The organism is Sodalis sp. RH19 (assembly GCF_047324215.1).
Taxonomy (GTDB): Bacteria; Pseudomonadota; Gammaproteobacteria; order Enterobacterales; family Enterobacteriaceae; genus Acerihabitans.
In genome coordinates, this window is the sequence record NZ_CP178734.1 from 3,584,120 (window position 1) to 3,608,101 (window position 23,982).

Annotated in this window: 21 protein-coding genes and 1 other annotated feature; of the genes, 8 read left to right on the top strand and 13 right to left on the bottom strand. The window is 58.4% G+C overall.

Annotated elements, in window-relative coordinates:
* Positions 1-90: 90 nt before the first annotated feature.
* Together ACL2XF_RS16225 and yaaA are read left to right on the top strand one after the other, a co-directional pair.
* Positions 91-1,533 carry an alanine/glycine:cation symporter family protein gene (locus ACL2XF_RS16225; RefSeq protein WP_413727168.1) on the top strand — a complete coding sequence of 481 codons (1,443 nt, stop codon included), beginning with the start codon at positions 91-93 and terminating at the stop codon, positions 1,531-1,533.
* 55 nt (positions 1,534-1,588) lie between these two features.
* On the top strand, positions 1,589-2,362 hold the full coding sequence (gene yaaA, locus ACL2XF_RS16230) for a peroxide stress protein YaaA (protein WP_413727169.1): 774 nt from the start codon (positions 1,589-1,591) through the stop codon (positions 2,360-2,362).
* 150 nt (positions 2,363-2,512) lie between these two features.
* Here yaaA and thrC read toward each other — a convergent pair whose 3' ends face one another.
* The 5 genes from thrC to ACL2XF_RS16255 all read right to left on the bottom strand — a co-directional run bounded on the left by thrC (position 2,513) and on the right by ACL2XF_RS16255 (position 8,240).
* Positions 2,513-3,802: a threonine synthase gene (gene thrC / locus ACL2XF_RS16235; RefSeq protein WP_413722112.1), complete on the bottom strand. Its 1,290-nt coding sequence runs from the start codon at positions 3,800-3,802 to the stop codon at positions 2,513-2,515.
* A gap of 3 nt (positions 3,803-3,805) precedes the next feature.
* The gene (gene thrB, locus ACL2XF_RS16240; protein ID WP_413722111.1) at positions 3,806-4,735 is read right to left on the bottom strand and encodes a homoserine kinase; all 930 of its coding nucleotides are present in this window, start codon (positions 4,733-4,735) and stop codon (positions 3,806-3,808) included.
* Between the two features lies 1 nt (position 4,736).
* On the bottom strand, positions 4,737-7,196 hold the full coding sequence (gene thrA / locus ACL2XF_RS16245; RefSeq protein WP_413727170.1) for a bifunctional aspartate kinase/homoserine dehydrogenase I: 2,460 nt from the start codon (positions 7,194-7,196) through the stop codon (positions 4,737-4,739).
* Positions 7,197-7,223: 27 nt separating this feature from the next.
* Positions 7,224-7,341 (bottom strand) — a sequence feature (Thr leader region).
* The gene (gene thrL / locus ACL2XF_RS16250) at positions 7,280-7,348 is read right to left on the bottom strand and encodes a thr operon leader peptide (protein ID WP_410016628.1); all 69 of its coding nucleotides are present in this window, start codon (positions 7,346-7,348) and stop codon (positions 7,280-7,282) included. Its footprint overlaps the feature before it by 62 nt.
* A gap of 190 nt (positions 7,349-7,538) precedes the next feature.
* Positions 7,539-8,240, bottom strand: a complete 702-nt coding sequence (locus tag ACL2XF_RS16255; RefSeq protein ID WP_410016475.1) for a tRNA/rRNA methyltransferase — start codon at positions 8,238-8,240, stop codon at positions 7,539-7,541.
* A gap of 452 nt (positions 8,241-8,692) precedes the next feature.
* Here ACL2XF_RS16255 and arcA point away from each other — a divergent pair, with 452 nt between their 5' ends.
* Positions 8,693-9,409, top strand: coding sequence for a two-component system response regulator ArcA (arcA, locus tag ACL2XF_RS16260; protein WP_162364033.1), 717 nt, complete (start codon positions 8,693-8,695; stop codon positions 9,407-9,409).
* 63 nt (positions 9,410-9,472) lie between these two features.
* Here arcA and creA read toward each other — a convergent pair whose 3' ends face one another.
* Positions 9,473-9,955 (bottom strand): protein CreA, encoded by a 483-nt coding sequence (gene creA / locus ACL2XF_RS16265; protein ID WP_413727171.1) that lies wholly within the window; start codon positions 9,953-9,955, stop codon positions 9,473-9,475.
* 197 nt (positions 9,956-10,152) lie between these two features.
* Here creA and robA point away from each other — a divergent pair, with 197 nt between their 5' ends.
* Entirely contained in the window at positions 10,153-11,022 is an 870-nt protein-coding gene (gene robA / locus ACL2XF_RS16270) for an MDR efflux pump AcrAB transcriptional activator RobA (RefSeq protein ID WP_410016477.1), read from the top strand.
* Here robA and gpmB read toward each other — a convergent pair.
* Positions 11,019-11,666, bottom strand: a complete 648-nt coding sequence (gene gpmB / locus ACL2XF_RS16275; RefSeq protein WP_413727172.1) for a 2,3-diphosphoglycerate-dependent phosphoglycerate mutase GpmB — start codon at positions 11,664-11,666, stop codon at positions 11,019-11,021. The two genes, robA and gpmB, sit on opposite strands and share 4 nt — an antisense overlap.
* Before the next feature lie 50 nt (positions 11,667-11,716).
* Here gpmB and yjjX point away from each other — a divergent pair, with 50 nt between their 5' ends.
* Positions 11,717-12,253, top strand: coding sequence for an inosine/xanthosine triphosphatase (gene yjjX / locus ACL2XF_RS16280; protein ID WP_410016479.1), 537 nt, complete (start codon positions 11,717-11,719; stop codon positions 12,251-12,253).
* Here yjjX and trpR read toward each other — a convergent pair.
* Both trpR and sltY read right to left on the bottom strand, forming a co-directional pair.
* Positions 12,250-12,579 carry a trp operon repressor gene (trpR, locus tag ACL2XF_RS16285; RefSeq protein ID WP_410016480.1) on the bottom strand — a complete coding sequence of 110 codons (330 nt, stop codon included), beginning with the start codon at positions 12,577-12,579 and terminating at the stop codon, positions 12,250-12,252. The genes yjjX and trpR overlap by 4 nt on opposite strands.
* A gap of 57 nt (positions 12,580-12,636) precedes the next feature.
* The gene (gene sltY, locus ACL2XF_RS16290) at positions 12,637-14,571 is read right to left on the bottom strand and encodes a murein transglycosylase (protein ID WP_410016629.1); all 1,935 of its coding nucleotides are present in this window, start codon (positions 14,569-14,571) and stop codon (positions 12,637-12,639) included.
* Positions 14,572-15,145: 574 nt separating this feature from the next.
* Between sltY and ACL2XF_RS16295 the strand changes: the two genes are divergently transcribed.
* Complete coding sequence (locus tag ACL2XF_RS16295) at positions 15,146-16,663, top strand: hypothetical protein (protein ID WP_413727173.1); 1,518 nt, start codon at positions 15,146-15,148, stop codon at positions 16,661-16,663.
* A 132-nt stretch (positions 16,664-16,795) separates the two neighbouring features.
* Positions 16,796-18,460 (top strand): energy-dependent translational throttle protein EttA, encoded by a 1,665-nt coding sequence (ettA, locus tag ACL2XF_RS16300; RefSeq protein WP_410016482.1) that lies wholly within the window; start codon positions 16,796-16,798, stop codon positions 18,458-18,460.
* Positions 18,461-18,571: 111 nt separating this feature from the next.
* Here ettA and nadR read toward each other — a convergent pair whose 3' ends face one another.
* Genes nadR through serB form a run of 3 tightly spaced genes read right to left on the bottom strand, consistent with a single transcriptional unit; the run spans position 18,572 to position 22,283 of the window.
* Complete coding sequence (gene nadR, locus ACL2XF_RS16305; protein WP_410016483.1) at positions 18,572-19,801, bottom strand: multifunctional transcriptional regulator/nicotinamide-nucleotide adenylyltransferase/ribosylnicotinamide kinase NadR; 1,230 nt, start codon at positions 19,799-19,801, stop codon at positions 18,572-18,574.
* Positions 19,802-19,861: 60 nt separating this feature from the next.
* Positions 19,862-21,247, bottom strand: a complete 1,386-nt coding sequence (radA, locus tag ACL2XF_RS16310; protein WP_410016484.1) for a DNA repair protein RadA — start codon at positions 21,245-21,247, stop codon at positions 19,862-19,864.
* Positions 21,248-21,305: 58 nt separating this feature from the next.
* A complete protein-coding gene (serB, locus tag ACL2XF_RS16315; RefSeq protein ID WP_410016485.1) occupies positions 21,306-22,283 on the bottom strand; it encodes a phosphoserine phosphatase in 978 nt (325 codons plus the stop codon).
* Between the two features lie 111 nt (positions 22,284-22,394).
* Between serB and ACL2XF_RS16320 the strand changes: the two genes are divergently transcribed.
* On the top strand, positions 22,395-23,090 hold the full coding sequence (locus ACL2XF_RS16320; protein WP_413727174.1) for a YtjB family periplasmic protein: 696 nt from the start codon (positions 22,395-22,397) through the stop codon (positions 23,088-23,090).
* A gap of 94 nt (positions 23,091-23,184) precedes the next feature.
* Here the strand turns inward: ACL2XF_RS16320 and deoD are convergent, their stop codons facing one another.
* Positions 23,185-23,904, bottom strand: coding sequence for a purine-nucleoside phosphorylase (gene deoD / locus ACL2XF_RS16325; protein ID WP_413722103.1), 720 nt, complete (start codon positions 23,902-23,904; stop codon positions 23,185-23,187).
* Between the last annotated feature and the right edge of the window lie 78 nt (positions 23,905-23,982).

The window sequence follows — 23,982 nt, forward strand, 5'->3', positions numbered from 1 at the left end:
AGCGCATTATGCGGCCATGGCAGGATAAAATCGGCCGCTGCCGGCCGCGGATCGGCATAAGCGCCGCTTATCAGGGAAGACGAGGAATAAATGGCTGAACTCTTCAACTTTATCGACGATTTGTTATGGAATTCAGTGTTAATTTACCTGCTGATTGGCACCGGTCTTTGGTTTACTTTCCGCTCCGGTTTTATTCAGTTCCATTACTTCGGCCACGTGTTTTCCATCTTGAAGGGATCGGGCCGCGCCGACGGCGCGGGCATTTCACCGTTTCAGGCATTATGCACGACGCTTGCGGCGCGCATCGGCTGCGGCAACCTGACCGGCGTGGCGTTGTCCCTGGTCATCGGCGGGCCGGGAGCGATATTCTGGATGTGGCTGGCCGCGTTTATCGGCATGGCCACCGCCTTCTTCGAAAGCACCCTGGCGCAATTATATAAGGTGCGCGACGGCCGCGGCCATTACCGGGGCGGCCCCGCCTGGTATATGGAAAAGGGCCTGGGCCTGCGCTGGATGGGCGTACTCTTTACCTGCTTTCTACTCATAGGCTACGGCGGTATATTCAGCGCGGTGCAGGCCAGCGCCATTACGCAGTCGCTGCATGACGCCTGCGGATTCGCGCCTTACCAGACGGGGCTGGGCCTGGCGGCGTTAAGCGGACTGGCCATGTGCGGCGGCCTGCGTCTTATCGCCAGGCTTTCCCAATGGCTGGTCCCGCTGATGGCCTTGTGCTATGTGCTGCTGGCGGCCTGGGTGATGGCGCAGCATGCCGGACGCCTGGGGGCGGTGGCGGAGCTGGTGTTCAACAGCGCGTTCGGCCTGCCGCAGGCCGCGTCGGGAATCCTGGGCTATGGTTTTTCCCAGGCCATTTTCCAGGGCGTGCAGCGCGGGCTGTTTTCCAACGAGGCCGGCATGGGCTCGGCGCCCAATATCGCCGGCGCCGCCACGCCCTGGCCGCCCCACCCCGCGTCGCAGGGATATATCCAGATGCTGGCGGTGTTTATCGATACCATCGTCATCTGCAGCGCCACCGCGGCCATTATCCTGACGTCGGGCGCGCTGGAACAGGCCGCGCCCGATCTCGGCGGCATCGCCCTGATCCAGCGGTCATTGCTGGCGGCGACGGGACAGTGGGGCACGCCGTTTATGGTGATGGTGGTATTTATTTTTTCCTTTACCTCGATTATCGCTAATTACGCCTACGCGGAAAGCAGTCTGCGTTTTTTCCGCCATCGCTCCAAACGGCCGGTGCAGATATTGCGCGTCGTGGCATTGGCGACGGTGATGTTGGGCTGTCTGGCGGAAGTACCGGTATTATGGCGGCTGGCGGACCTGGCGATGGGCCTGATGACCCTGACCAACCTGATTGCGCTGCTGCTGCTGTCGCGCATCGCCCTGATGCTGGCGCGCGATTACAATAGCCAGCGCGCGGTCGGCAAACTGCCGACGTTCTACGCCGCGAATTTCCCCGCTATCGCGGCGCAGCTGGCGCCCGGCAGTTGGGACCGCCCGGCGGCGCGCAAATCAACATGACCGCCGCTTATCATCCCGCTGACCTCCAGCCCTTAAGAGACAGGAACCGTACGACATGCTAATCGTTATCTCCCCGGCCAAAACGCTGGATTACACCAGCCCGCTGGCGACCCGGCGTTATACCCAGCCCGAGCTGCTGGCCCGCGCCGAAAAACTGATGCGCGTGTGCCGCAAACTGACCCCGGCGCAGTTATCCGGCCTGATGGGCATCAGTGATAAGCTGGCCCAGCTTAACGCGGGGCGCTTTCAGTCTTGGCGGGCGGATTTTTCACCCGACAACGCCCGGCAGGCGATCCTGGCGTTTAAAGGCGATGTCTATGCCGGCCTGGCGGCGGAAAGTTTCAGCGAGGCGGATTTCGACTTCGCCCAAACCCATTTGCGCATGCTGTCCGGCCTGTACGGCATACTGCGCCCCCTGGACCTGATGCAGCCCTATCGCCTGGAAATGGGTATCAGGCTGGCGAACCCGGCCGGGCCGGACTTATACCATTTCTGGGGAAATACCCTGACTCAAAAGCTCAACGAGGCGCTGACGGCGCAAGGCGACAACGTGCTGATTAACCTGGCGTCCGGGGAGTATTTTAAGGCGGTGATAAAGGACCAGTTGGCCGCGCGGGTGATCAAGCCGGTGTTCCTGGATGAAAAAAACGGCAAGTATAAAGTGATCAGTTTCCACGCAAAAAAAGCGCGCGGCATGATGAGCCGGTTTATCATCACCCGGCGGCTGACGCAGCCGGAACAGCTGGCCGCGTTCAATGACGGCGGTTATGCCTATGCGCCGGAGGAATCCAGCGAGTCGGAGATGGTCTTTAAACGACCGGCACGCTAGGACGGCGGGCGTGATGCGCGATAACGCGTCCGTCCTATCGCACGGCGGCGCGGGCCCGAATGCCCCGCGGTGAAACCGGCGCGGTGGTACGGTCATGGCGGCTGTACCACCGCGCCGGCCGGCGGCTGAACCGGCGGCGGTCGTGGCGGATTACTGCGGCAAGGCCATCAGCAGGGCGCGCAGCTGACCAAAGTCCGCCGGCAGCCGGCTTGACAGCAGCGGCAGGGTCGCCCGCAGCGCCAGCGCCTTGGGCAGCGGCAGCGATTGGCCCAGCACCGCGTCCACGGTTTCCTTAAACTTCGCCGGATGCGCGGTGCCCAGGAACAGGCCGGACTCCCCTGGCTGGAGCTGGTCGCGCAGTAACCGGTAGGCAATAGCCGCATGAGGTTCCGATATATACCCCAGTCCCGCCAGTTCGCGCATCGTGTCGCGGGTAACATCGTCATTCACGCAGCCGTAGGCCAGGGTATCAAGGCGCCAGTTCTTACGCCGGAACAATTCCTCCACGCGCGGCCAGTTGTTCGGCTGGCTGACATCCATGGCATTGGATAGCGTCGCCACGGTGGCGTTGGGCAACCATTTCCCGTCGGCGAGAAAGCGCGGCACGGTATCGTTGGCGTTGGTGGCGGCAATAAAGCGTTTAATCGGCAGGCCGAGGGATTTTGCCAATAGGCCGGCGGTCAGATCGCCAAAATTGCCGCTGGGCACCGAAACCACCAATTGATTGCGTTGCTCCTGCGAGAGCTGCGCCGCCGCTTCGAAGTAATAGCAAATCTGCGCCAGCAGGCGGCTGATATTAATCGAGTTGGCGGAGTTCAGCCCCAGTTCGTGCTTGAGTTGCTCGTCGTCGAACGCATGTTTGACCAGCGCCTGGCAGGCGTCAAAGTCGCCGTCAATCGCCACGGTATGGATATTGCCGCCCAGGGTGCAGAACAGTTTTTCCTGCAGCGGGCTTATCTTGCCGTGGGGGTACAGGATCACCACCCGGACATTTTCCAGCCCGTAGAAGGCGTGCGCCACCGCGGCGCCGGTATCGCCGGAGGTGGCGGTGAGGATGGTGACCGGCTGGCCCCGGGCGACTTCGGTCAGCATCTGCGCCATAAAGCGGCCGCCGAAATCCTTGAACGCCAGGGTCGGGCCGTGGAATAGCTCCAGGACCGATATATCCTCGCTCACCTTGACCACGGGGGCCGGGAACTCGAAGGCGGCCTGCACCCGTTTATGGATAACGTCCAACGGCAGCTCGTCGCCGATATAGGCCGACAGGATGCGCGCGCTGCGGGTCACCAGATCGAGATCCAGCAGGGCGTCGATTTCCGTCGAGGCGAACTCCGGGAGATCGACGGGGAAAAACAGCCCCTGCTGGCGTCCCAGCCCCTGCTTTATCGCCTGCGCGAAGCTGACCTGCTCGTTATGATCTTTAATATTATACAGTTTCATACGTTATCCCATCACTCGCGCGCCGGTGGTATCCAGGCGGCATATATGAACAAAACCCTCATCATTTTGCAGGTAGTGCTGCTCCAGCCAGCCGGCCAGGCGCTGCGCGGTATCTTCCCGATCGCAGACCGCAAACAGCGTCGGTCCCGAGCCGGAGATGCCGCAAGCCAGGGCGCCGATACTGGCGCAGGCCTGGCGCGCTTCGGTAAATCCCGGCAGCAGTTTAGTGCGGTAAGGCTCGGCAATCACATCCTTCATCAGTTTTGCCGCCAGAGCCGGCTGCTGGGTATGGCTGGCGTGGATAAAACCCGCCAGGAAACGCCCGTGGCTGATGCAATCCTGCCGGCGATATTGGGCGGGCAGGATTGCCCGCGCCTCGGCGGTGGAGACCTTGATGCCCGGATAGGCCATGACCCACAGCCATTCGCTGAAACCGGGCACCTGCTGGCTGATGATACTGTTTTCCTCCAGCATCAGCTGGATGCCGCCCAGGAAACAGGGCGCCACGTTATCATAATGAACGCTGCCGGAAATACGGCCTTCCATTTCGCCCATCAGCGTCAGCATCTGGTTTTCATCCAGCGGATAACCGCAATGGGCGTTCATCGCCACCAGCGCCGCCACCACCGAACAGGCGCTGGATCCCAGCCCCGATCCGATGGGCATGTTTTTTTCCAGCCGCATGGCCACCGGGACGGTTTTACCCACCGCCTGGCAAAAACGTTCCCAGCATTGATAAACAATATTCTGCTCGGTTTCGGCCGGCAGCTTGCCGGCGAAACGCCCTTCGTTGCACAGGCTGAACGCCGCCGCGTCCTCCACCGTCACGCAGTCCCCGAGCAACGTACCGTCCACGGGCGATACCGCGGCGCCCAGCACATCAAAGCCGACACTGACATTGCCGATCGAGGCCGGCGCATACACCTTAACCATTTTAGACTCCCAGCTTCCATGACAACGTACGCAGAAGATCCGCGAATACGCCCGCGGCCGTCACATCATTGCCGGCGCCGTAGCCGCGCAACACCAACGGCAACGGCTGGTAATAACGGGTATAGAACGCCAGCGCGTTTTCGCCATCCTTCACTTTGTACAACGGATCGTTGCCATCCACCGCCGCTATCTTAACCTGGCAGCGGCCATCCCGGATGCTGCCGACATAACGCAGCACCTGGCCCTGTTCCCGCGCCATGGCGACTTTAGAGGCAAAGGCGTCGTCAAGACCCGGCAGCCGCGCCAGGAAACTGTCGGTATCGCCGGCGCTGTCAAAATCCGCGGGCAGCACCGGCTCGACGTCGATGGACTCCAATTCAAGCTGATAACCCGCCTCGCGCGCCAGAATCAATAACTTACGCGCGACGTCCATCCCTGACAAGTCATCGCGCGGGTCCGGTTCGGTATAACCGAGCGCCCTTGCCGCCAGCGTCGCCGCCGACAGCGACATGCCCTCGTCCAGCTTGCCGAAGATAAACGACAGCGACCCGGAAAGAATACCGGAAAAACGTACCAGTTCATCACCGGCGTTAAGCAGGTTCTGCAAATTTTCGATAACCGGCAGGCCCGCGCCCACGTTGGTGTCGTAAAGGAATTTACGCCGCGACCTGGCGGCGGCGGTGCGCATCTGCCGGTAATAATGCATCGAGGCGGTATTGGCTTTCTTATTAGGCGTCACCACGTGGAAGCCGTCGGCCAGGAAGTCCGCGTACTGGTCGGCCACCGCCGCGCTGCTGGTGCAATCGACGATCACCGGATTAAGCAGATGATACTCCTTTACCAGACGGATCAAGCGTCCCAGGTTAAACGGCTCCTTGGCCTGCGCCAGCTCCTCGCGCCAGGTTTCAAGCGAGATGCCGTGCACGCTGGTCAGCAGCGCCCGCGAGTTGGCGATGCCGCAGACGCGCAAATCGATATGCTTCGCTTTCAGCCACTGATGCTGGCGATGGATCTGCTCGATAAGCGCGCCGCCCACGCCGCCGGCGCCGATGACAAACACCTCGATCACCTGGTCGGTGTTAAACAGCATCTGGTGCGCGACACGCACCCCGGTGGTGGTGGCGTCGTTATCCACCACCACCGAAATCGACCGCTCGGACGATCCCTGGGCGATGGCGACAATATTGATATTGGCGCGCGCCAGGGCCGCGAACAGCTTGGCGGACAGGCCGCGCTGGGTGCGCATACCGTCGCCGATGACCGAAATAATCGCCAGTTGGGTCATGACGTCGAGCGGTTCCAGCAGGCCGTCCTTCAGTTCCAGGTAAAATTCGTCTTCCAGCGCCTTGCGCGCGCCGTTCAGCTCATGATGCGGCACGCAAAAGCTGATGCTGTATTCCGATGAGGATTGGGTAATCAATACCACCGAACTGCCGGCCCGGGACATGGCGGCGAAAACCCGCGCCGCCATGCCGATCATCCCCTTCATGCCGGGGCCGGAAACATTGATCATCGCCATATTGTTTAAATGGGTGATGCCCTTAACCGGATTATCGCTGTCGGGATCGCTCTGGCCGATAAGCGTGCCGGGCGCCTGCGGGTTTTCGGTATTTTTTATCAGGCAGGGTATCTGGAACTGGGCAATCGGGGCGATGGTGCGCGGATGCAGCACTTTGGCGCCGAAGTACGATAATTCCATAGCCTCCTGGTAGGACATGGATTTCAATAACCGCGCGTCCGGCACCTGGCGGGGATCGCAGGTGTATACCCCATCCACGTCGGTCCAGATTTCACAGCAGTCGGCGCGCAGGCAGGCGGCCAATACCGCCGCCGAATAATCGGAGCCGTTACGACCCAGCACCACCAGCTCGCCTTTCTCATTACCGGCGGTGAACCCCGCCATCAGGATAATATGGTCGGCGGGAATGGCGGCGTCGTTAATGCGCCGCGTGGATTCCACGATATCCACGGTGGACTCCAGATAGCTGCCCTGCGCCAGCAGTTTTTCCACCGGATTTATTACCGTCACGGCATAACCGCGGGCGACGAACACCGCTTCCATAATGGCGATGGAGAGCTTTTCCCCACGGCAGATAATGGCGGCGTTGATACTGTCCGGACATTGCCTGAGCAAGGTAATGCCGTGCAGCAACTGCTTAAGCTGGCCGAACTCCTGATCCACCAGCTTGCGCAGGGCGGCGAAGTCAAAACCGGGCTGGGCCTGGGACAAGCCCTGCAGCAGCTCGGAGAAAATACGCTCGGCGTCGTTCATGGCGGGCTGGATATCCAGCCCGCCGAGCGTCTTGTCGATCATCGACACCAGGTGATTAGTGATCTTTGCGGGTGCGGAGAGCACGGCGGCGACCTGTCCCTGACCTGTATTACTTTCAATGATATCGGCAACGCGAATAAAACGTTCCGCATTGGCGACCGAGGTACCCCCGAATTTCAGTACGCGCATTTCTTTTCTCTCTCCTGGATTGAAGCTTAAAAAAAAGCCCGCACTGGTTAGGTGCGGGCTTTTTTCTGTTTATCCTGTATGCGTCAGCCCGCACCGCTACTTGTGGTATCGGTGGTGGTAATAATAATGGTGTTCAGGCTGATAAAACGCATGTCTTAAGCAATCTATATTATTTTTTAATGGCTTACTGGTAAAGCAATTGCCGTAAAAAGTCAATGTTAATTTGCGTTTGGCTATTTATCACTCAGCGCAGCGGTCGGAATTTTACTGTTCGCAATGCCCAATAATCATATAATAATGTGGCTGAAACGTATTCATATAGTTTTAAACGCCAGGTTATCGCTACGCCGTGGTATTATTTACTGGCAATACTTTTTCTATATCCTGCAGCAGTTGGTGCAACATCGCGATGTCCCGCTGGGTCGCCAGTCCAAGCCGCTGATGCAGCCAATCGGTTAATTTATGATCATCGCCGACGCTTAATTGCGTGAACAGCCGATCGAAGCGCTGATGCAGCGCAGCCAGTTGCCCGGGTATGGCCGGCGGGTGCTCCTGAGGCGCAATCCGGTTCAGCGCCGCCAGCTGATAACAGTAAACCATCACCGCCTGCCCGAGATTCAGGGACGGATAGCCGGCCTGCATCGGCACGCCGGTCAGGATATCGGCCAGCGCCAGTTCCTCGTTGGTCAGGCCGGTATCTTCCCGTCCGAATACCAGCGCCGCCTGCGTTATCCACTGTTGTTTTTCCTGCATTTGCGGCAGCAATTGCGCGGCGGTGCAGTAATAGTGGAACCGGGCCCGGTGACGCGCGGTGGTGGCCACCGTAAAATCCACATCCGCCAGGGCGGCCGCCAGCGTGTCGAAATGAACGGCCCGTTCCAACACCTCGGTCGCGCCGTGGGCGACCCGGGCGGCGGCGGGCTGAAGGTGCGCGCGGCTGTCGACGATACGCAGCGAGCCGAACCCCATGGTTTTCATGGCCCGGGCCGCGGCGCCGACATTCTCCGGACGCGCCGGGGATACCAGGATAATATGCAATTGCATGGTGAGTCTCTTAAATCGCGGCGAATGACGCCGATATTATCATCATTCCACCGCTATTTCAGACCGCGTCGTTAAAGCTGAATCGAATTGGCGCTCTTGGCAAAAATGCTTAAATATGCTGGTATTTAAGGGATTTTCCGGAAATGCGCGCTGTCGTGGACGGTAATTTGATATATGTCAGCAAAATGAAATTTTCTTGCGTGGCAATTTCGTTTCGCGCTGTTATAGTGTTGTTAATAAGGGTAAGCTATACGGCATTTGAGCTTGAGAAAAAGCGGACCAAAATCAGGTTAGCGGTGCCAAGGTTATCCGTCGTTCGTCATCTGGAGCACGTTTATGTACTTTAGCCTCATGGCGTTGGGGATGCGGCATTATGCCCCGGGCAATGTTGTAGATAACCGCGGCTTTTGTACTTCCTCTTCCAATTTTGTTAGTAATTTTAGGTAGCAAACATGCAGACCCCGCACATACTTATCGTTGAAGACGAGTCAGTTACCCGCAATACCCTCAAAAGCATTTTCGAGGCCGAGGGCTATATGGTTCATGAAGCCACCGATGGCGCTGAAATGCATCAGATTTTGTCGGAAAACGACATCAACCTGGTAATTATGGATATTAACCTGCCGGGTAAAAATGGTTTACTGCTGGCGCGTGAATTACGTGAGCATGCAAGCGTTGCGCTGATGTTTTTGACTGGCCGCGATAATGAAGTCGATAAAATCCTCGGCCTGGAAATCGGCGCCGACGATTATATTACCAAGCCGTTCAATCCCCGCGAGCTTACCATCCGCGCGCGCAACCTGTTGTCGCGCACCATGAATCTCGGCGGTGGCGGCGAAGAGCGCAAACTGGTGGAAAGCTATAAATTCAACGGTTGGGAACTGGATATCAACAGCCGCTCATTGTTAAGCCCCACCGGCGATCATTACAAGCTACCGCGCAGCGAATTTCGCGCCATGCTGCACTTTTGCGAAAATCCGGGCAAAATTCAATCCCGCGCCGAACTGCTGAAAAAAATGACCGGGCGCGAACTCAAAGCGCACGATCGTACCGTGGATGTCACCATCCGCCGCATCCGCAAGCATTTTGAATCCACCCCCGACACGCCGGAAATCATCGCTACCATCCATGGCGAAGGCTATCGTTTCTGCGGCGATCTGGAAGAATAATCGCCCCATGGCATCACCACATCGGGCGTCCGCATGGGCGCCCGATGTTATTATTGACCGGCTTTATTCATGCTGTGTGGTCCAGGGAATAATCGGCACCGCGCTCAGGGCATTTTTCGGCGATCCTTCCACCACCCGGTCCGAGTAGGACAGGTATACCAGCGCATTACGCTTCGCGTCATAAAAACGAACCACCTGTAGCCGCTTAAAAACCAGCGATGTGCGTTTTTGGAATACAACGCTGCCGGTCTGTTTACCGTTCTTGATTTTATCCGTCAGGGTAATGGGACCGACCTGCTGGCAGGAGATGGCCGCGTCCGAGGTATCCTCGGCCAGGCCCAATCCTCCCTTGATGCCGCCGGTCTTGGCCCGGCTGAGGTAGCAGGTGACATTCTGCACATCAGGGTCGTCAAATGCCTCCACGACAATCTTGTGATCGGGGCCAAAGAGTTTGAAAACAGTGTCAACGGAGCCGACTTCCTCGGACCGGGCGACGCCGGTGGCTGTCAAACTGAGCAGCAATGCGGAAAAAAACAGTTTATTCATAGAGATAGACTTCTTTTCAATGGACGGATCGGCGGCGGGGCGAAGACCGCGTACGGGCTTCACTACCGGTGGTGAATTGCTGCTATCATGGCAGGTATTAATTAGCTAATAAATCTTTGACGGTCGAACTGCAAAAAAATTGCTATCATGCGTCAACTTTTTTCATTGTGCCCTAAATGCTTTTTTGAGGATGATCTATGGATCAAGCCGGTATAATTCGTGATCTGTTAAGCTGGCTGGAAGGACATCTTGACCAGCCGCTGTCCCTGGACAATGTCGCCGCAAAAGCCGGTTACTCCAAATGGCATTTGCAGCGGATGTTCAAAGAGGTAACAGGTCATGCCATCGGTGCGTATATCAGGGCCCGCAGGTTATCCAAAGCGGCCGTGGCATTGCGTCTGACCAGTCGGCCGATCCTGGATATTGCCCTGCAATACCGGTTCGACTCGCAACAAACCTTTACGCGCGCGTTCAAAAAACAGTTCACCCAGACGCCCGCGTTATACCGCCGGGCGGAAGAATGGGACTCCAGCGGCATCCGGCCGCCGATCCGGCTGGAAAAATGGGAAATGCCGCAGCCGCAATTTATCGTCCTGCCGCCGATGCAGCTGGTGGGCCTGACGCAAAGCTATTCCTGCACCCTGGAGCAGATCACCACGTTCCGTAGTGAGTTGCGCATTCAGTTCTGGCGCCAATACCTGGGCGAGGCAAAAACCATTCCGCCGGTACTGTACGGCCTGAACCACTCGCGGCCCAGCCAGGAAAAGGATGACGAACAGGAGATCCTGTATACCACCGCCATCGAACCCCAGGACGTGCCCGATAATGTACAAAACGGCCAGCCGATCGCGCTGGACGGCGGCGACTACGCGCAGTTTATCTATAACGGCGCGTCCGACGGTTTGCAGAGCTTTATTTTAACGTTGTATGGCACCTGCCTGCCGATGATGAAAATGACCCGCCGCCGGGGACATGATATCGAGCGTTTCTATCCGCAGGAAAGAGCGCCCGATGCGCCCGTGCCGCATACCATCCGCTGTGAATATCTGATACCGGTGCGGCGCTAACGCTGGATTTCATCCAACGCCGGCATATCCAGATGCGAGGTGTCGCCCGCGGTCTCCACCACCCAGCCGGGCGCCAGCCAAGGGCTTTGCTGGAAGTCCATGCGGGAAATAGAGCAGTTGCGTAACCGTAGCCGGCGCTCGGCATAGGGCGGCAAGCCCAGGACGGTACTGATGAGGCACCCCAGCGCCATGCCATGGCTCACCAACAGGGGCCTGCTGCCGGCGGGCAGTTCACGGCAGCTGTCCAGCGCCGCGTGCATGCGCTGCGCCAGTTCGGTCATCGATTCCCCCTTGGGAATGCGCCCGTCGGGCGTTCCGTTAACCAATTGCTTGCGCCAGCTTTCTTCTTCCGGCGTCAGGGTATCGATATCGCGCATTTCCAGCACGCCCATGTCCAGCTCGCGCAGCCGGGGGTCCGGGCGAACATCGCAGCCGCAGGCCCGGGCGATGATATCGGCGGTATGGCGCGTGCGTGCGAGGTCGCTGCTGATGATATGGGTAATACCCATACGCTGCACGCGTTCAGCGACCTGTTGCGCCTGGCGCTGGCCTTTGGCGGTTAACGCGCTGTCGGATTGTCCCTGGATACGGCGCAAGGCATTCCATTCTGTTTCGCCATGGCGAACAAGATAGACCTGTAACATGGTTTTTTTCCGTTATACTGCGTGAAAATGACTGGAGTGATAAAAACATTATGTATTATGTGGTGGCTGCAACGACTAACCCGGCTAAAATCAATGCCATTCTCCAGGCCTTTAACGACACCTACGGGCCCGACAGCTGCCGCGTTGAAGGCATAGATGTCGACAGCGGCGTGCCGTCGCAGCCCATGGGCGATGTCGAAACCCGCAGCGGGGCGCGGAATCGGGTCATGGCCGCGCGTCAGGTTTGTCCCGAGGCGGATTTCTGGGTCGGTGTCGAGGCGGGTATTGCAGATAATATGACCTTTGCCTGGATGGTTATTGAAAATACGCACCTGCGCGGTGAATCTCGCTCCGCCAGCTTAATATTACCAGAAAGTATATTACAGGGAATCATTGAAGGGCGGGAATTAGGCCAGGAAATGGCCAGATTGACCGGAATTACGGATATTAAACGCCAGGGCGGCGCCATCGGCGTGTTTACCGCCGGCAGGCTGACCCGCAGCAGCGTCTATTATCAGGCCCTGCTATTGGCGCTGGTGCCGTTTAATAACGCCATCTACCAGACCAGCCGCGGCCACGGCGGTTAATCCGGCAAATGCCGCAGATGATGCTCCAGCCACTGTTTTAATTCAGGCGATGCGGCCTTGAGGCTATTGGAACCACGGGTGATGGTGGCAATGCCGGTGCCAAGCGAATTCTTTAATTCGCGCTGGCTCATCTCGCCGTCCAGCAGCGCCCGGATAATGCGGATGCGCGTGCCGATGGCTTCGCGCTCATCGGCGGTCAACATCAGTTGCAGCAACGGCACATGCATACCGTCGGCAAAAGCCTGCCCCAACAGCACGGCAAAATGCCGCCACTCCTGCTCATGCCGCGGCACATCGCCGGCAACGGAGGTGGTAATGTCATTCATAAGCGCCCGCCATACCTGTTAACGAGTACAGCAGTCTACCCTATTTTCCCCGCCGGTTCAGTAACGCCGTTGCCACTCTGCGTCCGTCAGCACTTTTGCGGGCTGACGCAGGAAATAACGGTAAAAGACGTCATAGGCCAGGACATTTTTCACGTAACCGCGGGTTTCCGAAAACGGAATGCTCTCAATAAAAGCCACCGCGTCGATACGCCCCGCGCTGTTGCCAAGCCAGGTGTTCACCCGCCCAGGGCCGGCGTTATAGGCCACGCTTGATAAGATCCGGTTGCGGCCGAACATCTGGTACACATATTCCAGGTAAGTGGTGCCCAGCTCGATGTTGGTTTGCGGATCCAACAGCTGGCTGGTGTTCATATAACTGCTGATATTAAACATTTCGGCGGTATGCTTGGCCGTGGCGGGCATCAGCTGCATCAGGCCGGCCGCGCCGACCGGCGACAGTGCTTTAGGATTCCAGGCGCTTTCCTGGCGGGCTATCGCCATGGCGTAACTCTGGCTTATCCCTTTATCGTCGGTGGCGCGGCGAAATTCATTATGCCAGGCCAGGGGAAAACGCTCTTCCAGATGATCCCACAGCTTGCCGGTAATCGTCGCCTGCACGCTCAGGTCGGGCCATTGCTGTTCAAAGGCGTAACGCGCCAGACCTTCCTGTTCCGTCCGGCTCAGGCTGGCCACGAGGGAGCTCCATTCGTTCCTGGCCAGGTTATCCATATTCCAGTACATCAGCTCGCGCACGCGGGCGATTTCCGGCCTTTTGATAAGCTCGGGGGCCGGCGCGACCGCGCGCGCCACATTGACGGCATAATTGACGCCCAGTTCCTGTGCTGCGACCATCGGGTAAAAACCCCGTCCCTGCATCAAATCACGCAGTATCGGCTCGCCGTCGCTTTTGCGCCCCTGGTTGATAAGCAATACCGCGCGCCAGTAGCGCCACTCCTCTTTCTGGCGGGCGTCCTCCGGCAGGCGGTCCAGCCAGGCGGCCACCGCGCGCATATCGCCTTGTCCCAGCGACATGCGGATACGCCGCTCGAGCAATGCGGTGGAATGGCCGCGTAAAATAACGTTGTCGCGCCAGGCGGCCTGTTCCGGCGTGGCGTCGGTGCCCATCAGGCGCCAGGCGACGCTTTCCTCGAGATCGAGGCGATCGCCGTCGTCCATTTTCTGCAGCCGCACCAGGGTCGGCAGCATGGCGCGGGCATTTTCCACATCGTCGCGGGCCAGGCGCGCAAAGGAGATAATCGTGGCCTGGCGGGTTAAATCCGTCGGTCCCACGCTTCTGGCAAAGCCTTCCAGGGTCGCGGGATTATCCTGTAATGCCGCCAGCGCGCTGCCCATGGTCTGGTATTCAATCGGCAATTGTTTCGACAGCGCGTTCACCAGGTTGGTATTGTCCTCTTTCATCGCCAGGCGCATCCGCTCGAGGATCGCCAATGGCCCGCGCTGCCCGGCCTGATCCCAGACGCTGAATAATTTGTTGCAGCTTTCCGGCAGGGAATGGCCGTTGAGCCAGATCTCCTTGGCGCCGTCCCAGGCCGCCTGCTGCGCCCCGGTGGCCCATTTGGCGTAATAAAAGTTACAGCGCGCGGAGACCGGTTTCGGCGGCTGCGGACTGAAGGCCAGCAGCCCCTGCCAGTCCTGGCGCTGGGCCAGCTCATTGACAAAGCGGGCCGACAGCGAGCGCGCAGGCATAAGCGTCGGGTTGGCATCCATAAAGGCCTTAACCTGCGCCGTGCTCGCCTGGGAAAGATCCTGCGACAAGGCGCGGTACTCCAGATAGGGATACAGGGGATAATCACGCAGGGTGGGCATCAGCTGCGACACCACATCCATTTGGTTGCTATCCCACGCCTGCTTAACCTGCTGATAGCGCTGGCGCTGCGCATCGATTGAGTCCGCGTGCGCGCTGCCGGTTGCGGCCACCAGGCTTGCCAGCGCGCAGATAAAACCCGCGCCCACATACCGCCATCCGTCCACCTTGACCATATCCACTCTATCCTCAGCGTAATGTCTTTTTGCCGCGTCCTTTTCCGGACGCCGGCGCATTCGTTCAGTTTGCCATAAATCCGGTTGCTGTCACCATGCTAGCTAAGCAACCGGGCGTATGCCAGCGGCAGCGGCGACAATCGTCATTATTTTCGCGGTTATTTTTTTTAGCGGCGATAATAAGCGCAAAGCGGGCCGGCGACGGCAGCGCGCTGGATCACATTACTGATTTTTAACGGTAGCGAACGCGGGTTGCCCCTATACCCGGTTCTGGGGTTGGGTTACGCTGCGCAACTGAGCACGCAACGCGTAACCGTCTATTTACCACGGGCATGTCAACCGTGGGCTGTGGCCCGTGCCTGTTTGCCCCGGTCTAAAAGAATTGCAACTACCGAATGATGTTTGCAACAAACATGCTTTAAGGTGATGGAAAGTGAAATTGAAAAACAACCTGATGCTTATCTTTCTGAGTTTCTTGGTTTTATGCATACTCCTGGTAACGTTAAAAGAAATTGGCATTTGGAACGGGCATGATTGGATCGCTCATTTCCAGAGAATGATTTCGTTGAATAACGAATTGGCGCACAATCAGTTCCCCCCCTTGTTTGATTATTGGTCGCCCGGGCAATTCGGCTACTCATGGCAGCTGTTTTATCCGCCGCTGACATCCTTGCTGTTTTTGGCGGCGAAAGCGCTGACATTTAATACCGCTGATATCATTAGCCAGATGAAAATGGTGTATTTCCTCCTCTTCATCATTGCCTTTTTTTCGACCTATTATGCCGCTAAACGAGAGCATTCGTCTTCCCAGGCCGGGTTGCTCTGCGCCATATTATTTATCACTTCCGGATATTTCCTGACCAATATCTATGTTCGCTTTGCCTTGGGCGAAAGTTTGGCCATGTCGCTGATGCCGCTGTTTATCAGGGGCTGCAGTTCCCTTATCCGCGATCGCCGGGATATCTGGCTGCTGCCGTTTAGCGCCTTAGGCGTATTTTTAGCCAATATCCCGAGCATGGTGGTGCTTTTAGTGTTTTTTGTTTTATTTTGCCTGCTCAACGCCCGGGCAGTTTTTATTAAAGCCAATATAACTTTTTTTCTGATGTCGTTTCTCATTGTCGTCTCGATTAGCGCATTTTATTGGGCGCCTTTGTTTTATCATATCCATAATTCAGATATTTTCGCCACCAGCGGCAAGCTGCTTAAGTACGACGACCTGTTAAAGTTCAGCAGCGGCCTGACGGAAACCCTGCTGTCGCTGTCTTCTACCTACGGCGTATCCGAACCGGGCATGTTTTTATCGGTGGGCGTTATCCAGCTGCTGCTCGCCGTGGCCTATCTGAAATGGGGTAAATCCGGCGCGTCGAAGAAAATGATCCTAATAGCTTTATTGTTTATCATTGCCACTACCCACTTGATACCCTGGAATAAAATTCCCGATAGCGTGCCGGTGTTAAAATTAATCCAGTTCCCGTGGCGGCTGCTGTCCTGCGCCACCGCCATCATCGCTTTGCATGCGTCGGGCATGCTGGCGGCGATGATGGCGCGGAAAAAAGCGCTGGTCATGCTACTGGCCTGCCTGTGCATCGCGGGGATGTATCCACTTATCCATAAGGCCTTAAGCGTACGTTATCTGAATGTGGATACGTCCTCTCTTTATGATGATTACCTCAATAACCACAACGTGCGCCCCGAGAACTTCGATCATCTGAAAATCAACGACTTCGCTTTCTTCGCCAACCCCGCAGCCGCCATTATCGGCACTACCTATCGCCAGGGCTATCCGGCGATGATCATACGGGCGCAGGGGACGCAAACCGTTACCCTGCCCTATATTATGTATGCCGGCTATTACCTGCTGGTGGACGGCAAACGGCGGGACACCGTCCGGCTGGACAGCGGGCTGGTCGGCGTTGCCCTGACCGACGGCGAGCACAGCGTCACGTTAGCCTATCATCGCTCTATTGTGATTATCCCCGCGGTCACCAGCCTGCTGTCTTTGCTGGTGACGGTGCTGTATTTTACCCGCCGGCGCATACGGGCCTCCGCGCTGCCGGCGCACGATACCAACATCGTCCGGTGATGGCTGGGATCGCATGCGAAAACGGGCTAAACTGGGCGCTTATCCATTGCGACACTTGGCGCACTGCCCGTACATGCTCCGCGCAGGCCGCGGGGCATAGCTAAAACCAGATAGAAAGAGGCTCTTAACAACGTGGCTCAATACGTCTATACCATGCATCGCGTCGGCAAAATCGTGCCGCCGAAACGTCATATCCTGAAAGATATCTCGCTCAGCTTTTTTCCCGGCGCCAAGATCGGCGTGCTGGGGCTCAACGGCGCCGGTAAGTCCACCCTGCTGCGCATCATGGCCGGCATCGACACGGAAATTGAGGGCGAGGCGCGGCCGCAGGCGGGTATCAAAATCGGTTATCTGTCCCAGGAGCCGCAGCTGAATTTAGAGCAAACCGTGCGCGAGGCGATTGAAGAGGCGGTTGGGGAAGTCAAACAGGCGCTGACGCGCCTGGACGCGGTCTATGCCGCCTATGCCGAACCGGATGCGGACTTCGATAAGCTCGCCAGGGAACAGGGCGAACTGGAAGCCATTATCCAGGCCCATGACGGCCATAACCTGGAGAACCAGCTGGAACGCGCCGCCGATGCGCTGCGCCTGCCGCCCTGGGATGCGAAGATAGCCACCCTGTCGGGCGGGGAACGCCGCCGCGTGGCGATTTGCCGCCTGCTGCTGGAAAAACCGGACATGCTGCTGCTCGATGAGCCGACCAACCATCTGGATGCGGAGTCGGTCGCCTGGCTGGAGCGGTTCCTGCTGGATTACGAAGGCACCGTGGTGGCCATTACCCATGACCGCTATTTCCTGGATAACGTGGCCGGCTGGATCCTGGAACTGGACCGCGGCGAGGGCATTCCCTGGGAAGGCAACTATTCTTCCTGGCTGGAGCAAAAAGATCAGCGCCTGGCGCTGGAAGCCTCATCGGAAACGGCTCGGCGCAAATCCATCGAGAAGGAACTGGAATGGGTGCGCCAGAATCCCAAGGGACGCCAGTCCAAAGGCAAGGCCCGTCTGGCGCGCTTTGAAGAGCTTAACAATGTGGAATACCAAAAGCGCAACGAGACCAGCGAGCTGTTTATTCCACCCGGACCGCGCCTGGGCGACAAAGTGCTGGAGGTGGAAAACCTCAGGAAATCCTATGGCGACCGGCTGCTGATAGACAACCTGTCGTTCTCGATCCCCAAAGGGGCGATCGTCGGCATTATCGGCCCGAACGGCGCCGGCAAGTCGACCCTGTTCCGTATCCTGTCCGGCAAGGAACAGGCGGACAGCGGTACGGTAACGCTGGGCGATACGGTGCAGCTGGCCTCGGTTGACCAGTTCCGCGATAGCATGGATAACAGTAAAACCGTCTGGGAAGAAGTGTCCGGCGGCCAGGATATTATGCGCATCGGCAACTTTGAAATGCCGAGCCGCGCTTATGTCGGCCGTTTTAACTTCAAGGGCGTCGATCAGGGCAAACGCGTCGGCGAACTGTCCGGCGGCGAGCGCGGGCGGCTGCATCTGGCCAAACTGCTGCAGGTGGGCGGCAATATGCTGCTGCTCGATGAACCGACCAATGACCTGGATGTGGAAACCCTGCGCGCGCTGGAAAACGCCCTGCTGGAGTTCCCCGGCTGCGCCATGGTGATCTCCCATGACCGCTGGTTCCTCGACCGCATCGCCACCCATATCATTGACTATCAGGATGAAGGCAAGATCGAATTCTTTGAAGGCAACTTTACCGAATACGAAGAGTGGAAAAAACGCACGCTGGGCGCGGAAGCGCTACAGCCGCACCGGATTAAATATAAAAAAATGTCCTGATAGCGCCAGCGATGGGCGCCTCATGCCAATGAGGCGCCCTGGACCGGCGAATTTTTTCTTCATTGACGCAGGCAACCTTGGCGGGGGTTTCGCTTGCGGCTGGCGCCAGGCTTACCGTTGCCCCAGCAGGTCCCGCACCAGATCGATGCATTGCAAAAAGCGCTGGTCATAGTCCGGCGCGTCGATGCGCACAAAGGGAATATTATTCGCGTTAAGCAGGTCCTCCAGCAGCCGCTGGAAACCGTCGCGATCCACCGGATTGCCCAGGCTGCGCAACCCGTCGGCCACCCAGGGCGTATTATTCTTTAATAAAATAACCAAATCAAAACGGTACTCGTCAATCATCGCCTGGACAAAGGGATGCTCGCGGCCATGATAGCGTTTGCAGAACGCCTGGCTGGTAACGAAATCCGTGTCGATAAACGCCACTTTATTGGCGTATTTCACCGCGAAGTCGATATATTGCGCCTGGCCCAGGGCGATCTTGTCGTAGTCGGAATACTGCAGCGCCATTTCATCGCCGCCCAGATGGGAGAAAATGTATTCACGGCCGTACTCCCAGGCGCTGCTGGTATTAAAGATATTGGCCAGTTTATTGACCATGGTGGATTTACCGCTGGACTCGCCGCCGATTAACGCCACGGTGCGTACAAAGAACGGCTTGACCTCGGTCGGGATATATTCCCAATAACGGAACGGATCCTGGCGGATTTGCTCGCCGCTGATCGACATAAACGACCGGTTGGGGTCGACCAGTATGGTCTCGATGCCCAAATGCTCGCGGTAGCGCGACACATCCCGCGCTTCGCTTGAATAGATAAACCCCGGCGCGATGCCCTTCTCTTTCATAAAGGAGGTAATGCCGCGGCTCCAGACATCCCAGCCGTGCGGATAAGGCTCCATGCCTTGCTCGTTAAAGGCGTGGATATGGATATTCTTCTGGTATTTAAAGGTTTGCAGCAGCCAGCGCAGCCTGTCGCTGACGGTGGGCTGCTGCGACATGGCGCTGTCTTCAAATAATTTGCGATCGCGCGGCTCGTCGTAGCCGAGGATCACGTGCAGCTCGTCCACCTGGCTGCACGCCCGCTGGATCAGGTAGATATGGCCGGTATGCAGGGGATAGAACTTGCCGAAAATAACGCCGATTTTCCTTTCCCGCCGCGGAAACTCCAGCCCGAGGAAACGGTGGATGGCCTCCAGCTTCTGCGCGCTGGGGCTTTTGATTTTGGCGTTCAGCAACTGGCTGAGGTAGCCTTTGGTCATGCCGCTGGCCTCGGCGACCTGCTGTAGGGTACATCCCTGTTGTTTAATCGCACTCTTCAGGTAATCGAATGACGACATACGCCTCCCTCTGATGGCTTAAGCAAAAATCCGCATGGCGTCAGCCGGTAAACGCGCCGGTCATTCAAGCTCGGCAAGGATGTCCAGCGCGTCGGCCAGCTTTTTCACGCCAAAAATCTGCATATTGTCCTGCGCTTTTTTCGGCACATTGGCAAAGGGCACGATGGCGCGGCGAAAACCGTGCTTGGCCGCCTCCGCAATGCGCTCCTGGCCGCTGGGCACCGGGCGGATCTCGCCGGCCAGCCCCACTTCGCCAAATACCACCAAATCCCGCGGCAACGGACGATCGCGCAGGCTGGACACCATCGCCAGCATCAGCGCCAGGTCGGCACTGGTTTCCGTCACCTTGACGCCGCCGACCACATTGACAAAGACATCCTGATCTGCCATTTGCAAGCCGCCGTGGCGATGCAGCACCGCCAGCAGGATCGCCAGCCGGTTTTGCTCCAGGCCCACCGCCACCCGGCGTGGATTGGCCAGCATGGAGTGATCCACCAGCGCCTGGATTTCCACCAGCAGGGGACGGGTGCCTTCCCAAACCACCATCACGCTGCTGCCGGGCGTCATCTCCTCGCCGCGGCTGAGAAAAATGGCCGACGGATTGCTGACTTCCCGCAATCCCTGTTCGGTCATGGCGAACACCCCCAGCTCGTTCACCGCCCCAAAGCGGTTTTTATGACTGCGCAGGGTGCGGAAACGGGAGTCCGAATCACCGTCGAGCATGATGGAACAGTCGATACAGTGTTCCAGTACTTTGGGGCCGGCCAGGGAGCCATCCTTGGTCACGTGGCCGACCATCAGGATCGCCACGCCCTGGGTTTTGGCGAACCGGGTCAGGTAGGCGGCGGTTTCCCGCACCTGCGAAACGCTGCCCGGCGACGACTGGATGTCCGCCATATGCATCACCTGGATGGAATCGATCACCATCAGGCGCGGCTTTTCCTCGGCGGCAATCAGGCAAATTTGCTCGATACTGGTCTCCGAGAGCATGTTCAGGCCGCCCGTGGGCAGCGCCAGCCGGTGCGCGCGCATGGCGACCTGCTGCAACGACTCCTCGCCGGTGACATACAGCGTTTTCATCTGTTCGGACAGTTTACACAGGGTTTGCAGCAGCAGGGTGCTTTTACCGGCGCCGGGGCTGCCGCCGATCAAAATGGCGCTGCCCGGCACCACGCCGCCGCCCAGCACCCGGTCGAACTCCTTGAACCCCGTGGAAAAACGGGGCAGTTCCTCGGGACTGATATCCGCCAGCCTGCGCACCCGGCTGACGCCGGCTTCGCCGGAATAGCCGCTGAAGCGGTCGTTACGCACGGCGGCGGGGGTAGACGCCACCCGGACCTCGGTAATGGTATTCCAGGCTTCACAGGCGCTGCACTGGCCCTGCCAGCGCGGATATTCCGCCCCGCATTCATTACAGACAAATGCCCGTTTCGCCGCTTTAGCCACAATGACCTCGGAAATGAGAAAACAATGAAGACCCGCCTAGGGAACACATGGCGGCCGCCTAGCGCTCTTCATTCTTGAGATTGCCGGTCAGGATACACAGCACGCCCAGCAGATCCGCATGGCGGATAATGACCTTACTCTGCTTATTCACCTTGGGCTTGGCATGATATGCGATACCCAGGCCAGCAGATTGTAGCATCAACAGGTCATTGGCGCCGTCGCCGATGGCCACCGTCTGGTGCAGCGGGATTTCCAGCCGCTCCGCCAGGGTGGTCAGCATGCGGGCTTTATAGGCGGCATCGACGATGGGCCCCACCACCTCGCCGGTGAACTTACCGTCGCGGATGCCCAGTTCATTGGCCGCCACGGCGACCAGGTGAAACCGATCGCGCAGGTAGTCGGCGAAATAAGTAAATCCGCCGGAAGCGATGGCTATCTGCCAGCCCAGGCTTTGCAATTTGGTCACCAGGGAGCCCAGGCCCGGCGTCAGCGGCAAACCGTCCCGCACCTGGCGCAGGATATCGGCGTCGGCGCCCTTCAGGGTCGCCACGCGCTGGCGCAGGCTGGCCGCGAAATCCAGCTCGCCGCGCATGGCGCGTTCGGTAACGGCGGCGACTTCCTCGCCCGTGCCCGCCAGTTTGGCGATTTCATCAATGCATTCTATCTGGATGGCGGTGGAATCCATGTCCATGACCAGCAGTCCGGGGGCATGCAGATGCGGCGTTTTGCCAAACGGCGCGACATCCAGCTCCATCTCCGCGGCCAGCTGCGCGGCCAGCCCGGTCAGCGGACCGGCCAGCCTGACCACCTGGTAGTCTTCAACATGCCAGGCGGAGACGATAACCATCGCCGCGCCCAGGCGACGCTGGAAACGGGTAAGGGAAAATTTATCCAACGCCTTGCCGTACAGCAGCCAGCCGGTATGACCGGCCCGGTAATCCAGCGGCATGACCTCGTCGCCGCTTAATGATAACGGGAGACCCGGCCACTGTGAAATCCCGGCGGGGAGATCGCAGTACGTCAAACTAATAGGCATCAATCACTCCTGTAGTCATGGATAACCGTCATGATAAAACATCGCGCATCAAGCTATCCTATCGTCGACGCTTCTGGCAACATAAAGCGTTCAGAATAGTAAAGGAATCCCATGCTCCGGGCCAGACACTCGTTTCGTTTACACCGCACCGCCATCGTGCTTATCTGCGTGACGCTGCTGGTCTTCCTGATGCAGGGCGCGTCCTGGTTCAGCCTGAGCCATCAAATGGCCCGCTCGGCGCAGGTGGATGAGCTGGCCGGCACCCTGATAGGACAGCTGGCGGGGCAACTGGCGCCGCTGATGGCCGACAGCGAGGAAAACAATGCCCCCATCCAGTCGATACTGGATACGCTGACCAAGGGCAGCCGTATCCTGGATGCCAGCGTATACAGCATGGACGGGAGCCTGATAGCCCGCGCCGGGGAGACCATCAGCGTGCGCGACCGGCTGGCTATCGAACACCAGCGCGCCGGCAGCTATTTTAACCATCAGCTGGTGCGTACCATTATCGATAAGGACGGGCCCAGCGGTTTTATCCGCCTGACCCTTGATACCCATGTGCTGGAAACCGAAGCCAAACAGGTGGATAACACCACCAACCTGCTGCGCCTGATGATTCTGCTGGCGCTGGCCATCGGTATTATCCTGGCCCGCACCCTGCTGCAAAACCGCCGCAGCCGCTGGCAGCAGTCCCCGTACCTGCTGACCGCCAGCACGCCGTTGGCGGAACGCAAAGGGGACGAAAACGACGCGCCGGCCCCGGCTGCGGCCACGCCCGATGATCCTGCGCGGACCAAAACCGACTAAGCGCGCGCATCAGGCACGCCTTGCGCCGTTGCCAACCTGCGCGTCTTGACCGGCGGAACAGCGCGTTGACGCCTTGCCGCCGGCCGCGTGGTCTTTATGCCGCGTCGCCGCGCAGCACCGACTCCAGCGCGATTTCGATCATCTCGTTAAACGTGGTCTGGCGATCCGCCGCGCTTAAGGCCTCGCCGGTACGGATATGGTCGGACACGGTGCAGATGGCCAGCGCCCTGGCGCCGAATTCCGCGGCCACGCCGTAGATACCGGCGGCTTCCATTTCCACGCCCAGGACGCCGTATTTTTCCATGACGTCGAACATCTGCGGATCGGGGGTGTAAAACAGATCCGCCGAGAACAGATTGCCGACGCGCACATTGACCCCCGCCGCCTTGGCCGCGTCCACCGCGTGGCGCAGCAGGTCATAATCGGCAATGGCCGCAAAGTCATGATCCTTAAAACGCATGCGGTTAACCTTGGAATCGGTGCAGGCGCCCATGCCGATCACCACGTCGCGCACATTGACATCGCCGCGCAGCGCGCCGCAGGACCCGACCCGGATGATCTGTTCAACCCCGAACTCGGTAATCAGCTCCTTGGTGTAAATGGAGCAGGACGGGATGCCCATGCCGTGACCCATAACTGAAATGGCCCGGCCTTTGTAGCTGCCGGTATAACCCAGCATGCCGCGGACGTTATTAACTTCGCGCGGTTGCGTGAGAAAGTTATTGGCGATGTGCTGCGCCCGCAGCGGATCGCCGGGCATCAGGACCACATCGGCAAAATCACCTCGTTCAGCGTTAATATGCGGCGTCGCCATGTTGGTTTTCCTTATACTCAATAATAAAAAATAACGTTGTCCCGGCCCGCGCCGGGACAGGCAAAATCCTGACTACCT